General features: G+C 66.1%; 5 protein-coding genes. All 5 read right to left on the reverse strand.

Annotation, left to right across the window (positions count from 1 at the left end; all coding sequences use genetic code 11):
• Positions 1 to 58 precede the first annotated feature (58 nt).
• Complete coding sequence (locus tag O0J73_RS21075) at positions 59 to 1,201, reverse strand: ABC transporter substrate-binding protein (protein ID WP_197564735.1); 1,143 nt, start codon at positions 1,199 to 1,201, stop codon at positions 59 to 61.
• Positions 1,202 to 1,329: 128 nt separating this feature from the next.
• Positions 1,330 to 2,334: a class I fructose-bisphosphate aldolase gene (locus tag O0J73_RS21080; RefSeq protein ID WP_006465625.1), complete on the reverse strand. Its 1,005-nt coding sequence runs from the start codon at positions 2,332 to 2,334 to the stop codon at positions 1,330 to 1,332.
• A gap of 198 nt (positions 2,335 to 2,532) precedes the next feature.
• On the reverse strand, positions 2,533 to 3,999 hold the full coding sequence (gene pyk / locus O0J73_RS21085) for a pyruvate kinase (protein WP_197564736.1): 1,467 nt from the start codon (positions 3,997 to 3,999) through the stop codon (positions 2,533 to 2,535).
• 174 nt (positions 4,000 to 4,173) lie between these two features.
• Positions 4,174 to 4,827 (reverse strand): HAD hydrolase-like protein, encoded by a 654-nt coding sequence (locus O0J73_RS21090; protein ID WP_197564737.1) that lies wholly within the window; start codon positions 4,825 to 4,827, stop codon positions 4,174 to 4,176.
• The gene (locus tag O0J73_RS21095; protein ID WP_197564738.1) at positions 4,824 to 5,999 is read right to left on the reverse strand and encodes a phosphoglycerate kinase; all 1,176 of its coding nucleotides are present in this window, start codon (positions 5,997 to 5,999) and stop codon (positions 4,824 to 4,826) included. Before O0J73_RS21095 ends, O0J73_RS21090 begins: the two co-directional genes overlap by 4 nt.
• Positions 6,000 to 6,193 lie beyond the last annotated feature (194 nt).

Raw genomic sequence — 6,193 nt, forward strand, 5'->3', positions numbered from 1 at the left:
ATGGCCCGGCCTTTTCCGTTGCATCGTCGATGTCATCCACACAGGGTGTGGATCTGCCTCAGCGGCTCACTGCTTCCACTGCAGCTTCATCGTCGGCGACGGCCGCCGCGTCGGCAGCGGCACGTGCCGCCGAGGCAGCAACGCCCTCGGCGCTGGCCCCATCCACCTGCACGCGCACTTCCACCAGGCCGGCGCCGTTGTTCAGGCTGGTCACGTCAACGGTGTAGTGGCCGGCCGGCAGCGTTTCCTGCAGGCGCGCGTTGGTGCCATTGCCACCATCGTCGTCGGACAGCTCGACATTGGCGCCAACCACACGCAGCACGGTGTCGACCTGGCTGGAGATCGCATCCAGGCGCACATCGGCCGCACGGTCCAGGGTCAGCAGGAAGCGGCGGCGACCTTCGCTGTCGAGCATGGTGTACACGCTGCCCGAGGTCGGCAGTGGCGTGCCATCGCGCTCGACCAGATTGCCCGGCAGTTCGATGCGGGTGGCCGACAGGGTAAACATGCCATTGACGTCGTCACCGAGGCCCCGCGCGCTCAGGGTGTACTTGCCCGGCTTCAGCGACAGGCTCAGGCGCGAGTTGGTGCTGTCACCGCCATCGTCGTTCTCGGCATCCACGCCCTGGCCGGACACCTTCAGCACCGGATCAAAGACATCCGACACCAGCCGGATCTCGTACAGGCCTTCCTTCTCCACTTGCAGGGTGTAGTCCTGCGCGTCGCCATCCAGCATGTCGACGATTTCGCCACTACCCACCAGCGGCTTGCCGTCATACGGCTTCAGCTTCTCGGCACGCAGGCGGTACGGACCGAAAGCGGACGGGCCATCAGCATTGACCGCCACCTGGTAGGTGCCGCCACCGTTGGCACGGAATGCCAGCGAGACGTCGCCTTCGCGCTCGTAGACGGTAGTGCTGGTGGATACCAGGCTGCCGTTGTTGAACACGGCGATCGAACCGCTGAGCCTGCCGGTCAGCTTCAGGCCGACCAGATCCTTGTCGTCCAGCTTGATCTGGTAAAGCTGGTGATGGCTGCCGTCGTTGAAGTTGATGCCGCTGCGCGTGGTGATCTCGCCGGACACCGGCTTGTCGAATTCGAGCGACGCGGCCTTGCCCGCATCCATGCCCGCACCGATGCGGTTGCAACCGCCGGCGACCAGAGCCGCGGCAACGGCCAGTGTGAGTGCTGCCAAACGCATGTTGTTTCTCCTTGGCCTTCCATGTAATGCCCACGTACCGGCCGGGTACGCGGGGGCGGAAAAGATACCCGCAAAAGCAAACGCCGGCGTGATGCCGGCGCTGCCTTTTCATCCAGCGATGGAACCGATCAGCCGTTCCACTTGCCCAGCGCGGCCAGGCCATTGTCCTTGGCGCGCTCGTACACGGTCTTCTGGGCAGCGGCGTAGTTGCCCTTCATGTCCTTGGCCCACAGCTTCAGTGCAGCCTGCTGCATGGCGCGGCCGTAGGAGAAGCTCAGCGGCCACGGCAGGTTGCCCAGCTGGTTCATCGCGTTCAGGTGCTCGGTGGACTGCTCGTCGCTCTGGCCACCGGACAGGAACACCACGCCCGGCAGGATCGCCGGCACGGTGCTCTTCAGGCACATCACGGTCGACTCGGCCACTTCCTCGACGTCGGCCTGCTCGTCGCAGCCCTTGCCCGAGATGACCATCGATGCCTTCAGGATGGTGCCTTCCAGCAGCACGTTCTGCTGGTACAGCGCATCGAACAGCGAACGCAGGGTGGCTTCGGTGACTTCGTAGCAGGTCTCGATGTCGTGGTCGCCGTCCATGATCACTTCCGGCTCGACCATCGGCACCAGGCCGCATTCCTGGCACAGGGCAGCATAGCGGGCCAGCGCGTGGGCGTTGGACTCGATGCAGGTGCCCGACGGGATGCTCTCGCCGATGTTGATGACTGCACGCCACTTGGCGAAGCGCGCACCCAGCTTGTAGTACTCCTGCAGGCGCTCGCGCAGGCCGTCCAGGCCTTCGGTCACCAGCTCGCCCGGGCAGCCGGCCAGCGGGTGCGCACCCTTGTCCACCTTGATGCCCGGAATCATGCCGTGGTCGGCCATGTACTTGGCGAACGGCACGCCGTCCTTGGTCGACTGGCGGATGGTTTCGTCGTACAGGATGGCGCCGGAAATGTGCTCGTTGAGCTTCGGCGTGGTCAGCAGCAGTTCGCGGTAGGCGCGACGGTTCTCCTCGGTGTTCTCGATACCGACGCCAGCGAAACGCTTGGCGATGGTAGCGGTGGATTCGTCGATCGCGATGATGCCCTTGCCCGGGGCAACCATGGCCTGGGCGGTTTCAGCCAGCTGTTCGATGCTCATGTACTTCCTGTGGCGGGTGCGGGAAAAACGTAAGTATAGCCCCGCCACTGGTTGCCCCGACGTGCAGGCCATGCTGGAAACGATTCCAATGTCCGCACAGGACAGGCGTTGACCTGCCACGACCGGGCCAGAGCCACGTTGGCGTCCGCCCCCGGGGGCCGGACCCGCGCAGGGTTCCGGCCCGACGCAGTCCGTCTCTTACAGATCACCCAGGCCGCTGGCGCGGCCGTCTTCGCCCACTTCCAGCAGGCGCAGGGTGTTGGTCGCACCCAGGGTTTCCATGTGCTCGCCACTGGTGAACACCACGCGGTCACCGGCCTGCAGCAGTTCCGATTCCACCAGCAGGCGGATGCTGCCACGTGCGGCTTCGCGCGGGGTCAGGCCGCGGCTGTCGAAATTGATCGGATAGACATCGCGCATCAGCGCCATCTGGCGACGGGCACCGTCGTGGCGAGTCACCGCGAACACCGGCGCCTTGGCGCGGAAACGCGACAGGTAGCGTGCGGTACCGCCGGATTCGGTCATCGCCACGATCGCGCGCACGCCCACGTGCTGCGACAGGAACATGGTGGCCATGGCGATGGCCTGGTCGGCACGCTCCAGGTTGCGCGGCGAGGCATTGAAGTCGGTCTCGGTCTGGAACTGGCGCTCGGCGCCCAAGCAGATGCGCGCCATCGCTTCCACGGCCTTGACCGGATAGGCACCGGCGGCGGTTTCGGCCGAGAGCATCACCGCATCGGTACCATCGATGACCGAGTTGGCCACGTCCAGCACTTCGGCGCGGGTCGGGATCGGGCTTTCCACCATCGACTGCAGCATCTGCGTGGCGGTGATCACCACCTTGTTCTGCGACAGCGAGGCCTTGATGATCTTCTTCTGCAGGCCGGGCAGTTCGGCATCGCCGATTTCCACGCCGAGGTCGCCACGGGCGACCATCACCACGTCGCTGGCCTCGACGATTTCTTCCAGGTTCTCGATCGCTTCGGTACGTTCGATCTTCGACACCAGCGCGGCATCGCAGCCGTGCGAGCGGGCGATGTCACGCGCGTCGTTCATGTCCTGCGCGTTGCGGCAGAACGACACGGCGATGAAGTCCACGCCGATCTTGGCAACGATGCCGATCAGTTCCTTGTCACGCTCGGTCAGCGCACCCAGCGACAGGCCGCCGCCCTGCTTGTTCAGGCCCTTGCGGTCGGACAGCACGCCATCGTTGAGCACGGTGTTGATGATGCGCTCGCCCTGCACTTCCACCACCTGCAGCTGCATCAGGCCGTCATCGAGCAGCAGCACGTCACCCGGACCCACGTCCTGCGGCAGGCCCAGGTAGCTGACGCCGACCTGGCTGGCACTGCCGGGGCCGGCGTTCTCGCTGGCGATCAGGTCGAAGCGGTCGCCCGCCTTCAGCTGCACCTTGCCTTCGGCGAAGCGTTCGATACGGATCTTCGGGCCCGGCAGATCGGCCAGGATGCCCACTTCCACGCCGACGCGGGCCGCAGCGGCGCGCACTTCGGCGGCACGCTTGGCCTGGCCAGAGGGATCACCGTGGCTGAAGTTGAGGCGCACCACGTTGACGCCGGCGCGGAACAGATCCTCCAGCACGCCCGGCGGATCAGTGGCCGGGCCGAGGGTGGCAAGGATCTTGGTGCGACGCTGACGCTCGAACATAGTGAAGGGGCCTCTCCCGATAAAGAACGGAAATTAGCACATCCTTCACGCCGCATGTATACGGTTACAGCCTTGTGCCGCCTGACTTCGCGGGTCATGGAACGGACATGGTCCGGACATACGCTGGCGCAGGGCGTTCTGTAGAGCCGAGCCCGTGCCCGGCTCTACAGGGAGCTAGGCCAGCAGGGTTTCCAGCTGTGCCGGCTCATGGGCCAACTGGCCGGCGCCGGCTTCGGTGAGTTCCGCTTCGCCGCCGAAGCCCCAGAGTACACCGACACTGCGCAGGCCGTGATGACGCGCGCCCTCGATGTCCATGCGGCGGTCGCCGATCATCCAGCACTGTGCGGGCTGCACCTGCAGCCGGCGCAGCGCCTCGCCGACCAGTTCCGGCTTGTGGCTGCGCGAGCCGTCCAGGGTCGAACCGATGATCTCCTCGAACAGCCCGCCGAACGGCAGGTGGGCAAGGATGCGGCGCGCATGCGGTTCGTTCTTGGCGGTGACCACCGCCAGGCGGTGGCCACGACCATGCAGCGTGCGCAGGGTGTCTTCCACCTGCGGGTACACCGTATGCTCGCGCCAGCCCTCGGCGTCGAAGCGTTCACGGTAGTAGCCCACCGCCTGTTCCACCCGCGCCGGTTCAACGAACAACGGCGCGAAGGTGGTGCGCAGCGACGGACCGATCCAGCCCAGCAGGGTCTCCTGCGGCGGCACCGGGTAGTCCATCTTCTGCAGCGCGTAGGCGATGCAGGTGGTGATGCCCACCTGCGAATCGATCAGCGTGCCGTCCAGGTCGAAGAACAGGACATCCTTGCGCGGGTCGGCACTCATGCGCCGCGCGCGTCGAGTGCGGCAACCGCCGGCAGCGTCTTGCCTTCCAGGAACTCCAGGAACGCACCACCGCCGGTGGAGATGTAGCTGACGTCGCCAGCGATATCGAACTTGTCGACCGCGGCCAGGGTGTCACCACCGCCGGCGATGGAGAACGCCTTCGAGCTGGCGATGGCGCGGGCCAGCGCTTCGGTGCCCTTGCTGAAGGCCTCGAACTCGAACACACCGACCGGGCCGTTCCAGACCACGGTGCCGGCCTTTTCGATCAGCTGTGCGTACTGCGCCGCGGTCTGCGGGCCGATGTCCAGGATCAGATCGTCCTCGGCCACGGCGTCGACCGCCTTCACTTCAGCCACGGCATCGGGCAGGAACTGCTTGGCGGTGATCACGTCGACCGGCAGCGGAATGTCGGCACCGCGTGCCTTGGCATCGGCCACGATCTTCTTCGCGGTGCCCAGCAGGTCCGGTTCGTACAGCGACTTGCCGACGTTGTAGCCGGCGGCGGCGATGAAGGTGTTGGCGATGCCGCCACCGACGATCAGCTGATCGACCTTGCCGACCAGGTTGGCCAGCAGTTCCAGCTTGGTGCTGACCTTGCTGCCGGCGACGATGGCCAGCAGCGGCTTGGCCGGAGCATCCAGCGCCTTTGCCAGCGCATCCAGTTCGGCCATCAGCAACGGGCCACCGGCGGCGACCGGAGCGAAACGGATCACGCCGTGGGTCGAGGCCTGGGCGCGGTGCGCGGTGCCGAACGCATCCATCACGAACACGTCGCACAGCGCGGCGTACTTCTTCGACAGGGCCTCATCATCCTTGCCCTCGCCCACGTTCATGCGGCAGTTTTCCAGCAGCACCAGCTGGCCCGGCTGCACGTCGACACCATCGACCCAGTCGCGCACCAGCGGCACTTCGCGGCCGAGCAGCTCGGACAGGCGTGCGGCGACCGGCGCCAGCGAATCGGCCTCGCTCCACACGCCTTCCTTCGGGCGCCCCAGGTGCGAGGTGACCATCACCGCCGCGCCCTGCTCCAGCGCGCGCTTGAGCGTCGGCAGCGAAGCAGTGATGCGCTGTTCGGAGGTGATGCGGCCATTCTCGATCGGCACGTTCAGATCCTGGCGGATCAGCACGCGCTTGCCGGAGAGGTCGAGGTCGGTCATGCGGACGATGGACATGGGCAACTCTTTGGCTCGGGGACGGGGTGCCGGTGTACGGCAGGCGGCCATTGTATCGGGTGCGGGTGGTGGAAGGGCCTCTGCCTGCGGCAGGCAGAGGCGCAACAGCAACAGCCAGAGCCAAAGCCAGAGCCAAAGCCAAAGCGCTGGCGCCTTGTGATGCTGTGGGTGGGCCGGGGCGGTGTGGGCTGGCA

It is taken from the genome of Stenotrophomonas sp. Sm6012 (assembly GCF_030985895.1).
In the GTDB taxonomy this organism is placed as follows: domain Bacteria; phylum Pseudomonadota; class Gammaproteobacteria; order Xanthomonadales; family Xanthomonadaceae; genus Stenotrophomonas; species Stenotrophomonas forensis.

What these genes read in the sequence shown, in the direction of transcription:
- O0J73_RS21075 (WP_197564735.1), bottom strand. Translation starts at nt 1,201, where the DNA reads ATGCGTTTGGCAGCACTCACACTGGCCGTTGCCGCGGCTCTGGTCGCC.
- O0J73_RS21080 (WP_006465625.1), bottom strand. Translation starts at nt 2,334, where the DNA reads ATGAGCATCGAACAGCTGGCTGAAACCGCCCAGGCCATGGTTGCCCCG.
- pyk (WP_197564736.1), bottom strand. Translation starts at nt 3,999, where the DNA reads ATGTTCGAGCGTCAGCGTCGCACCAAGATCCTTGCCACCCTCGGCCCG.
- O0J73_RS21090 (WP_197564737.1), bottom strand. Translation starts at nt 4,827, where the DNA reads ATGAGTGCCGACCCGCGCAAGGATGTCCTGTTCTTCGACCTGGACGGC.
- O0J73_RS21095 (WP_197564738.1), bottom strand. Translation starts at nt 5,999, where the DNA reads ATGTCCATCGTCCGCATGACCGACCTCGACCTCTCCGGCAAGCGCGTG.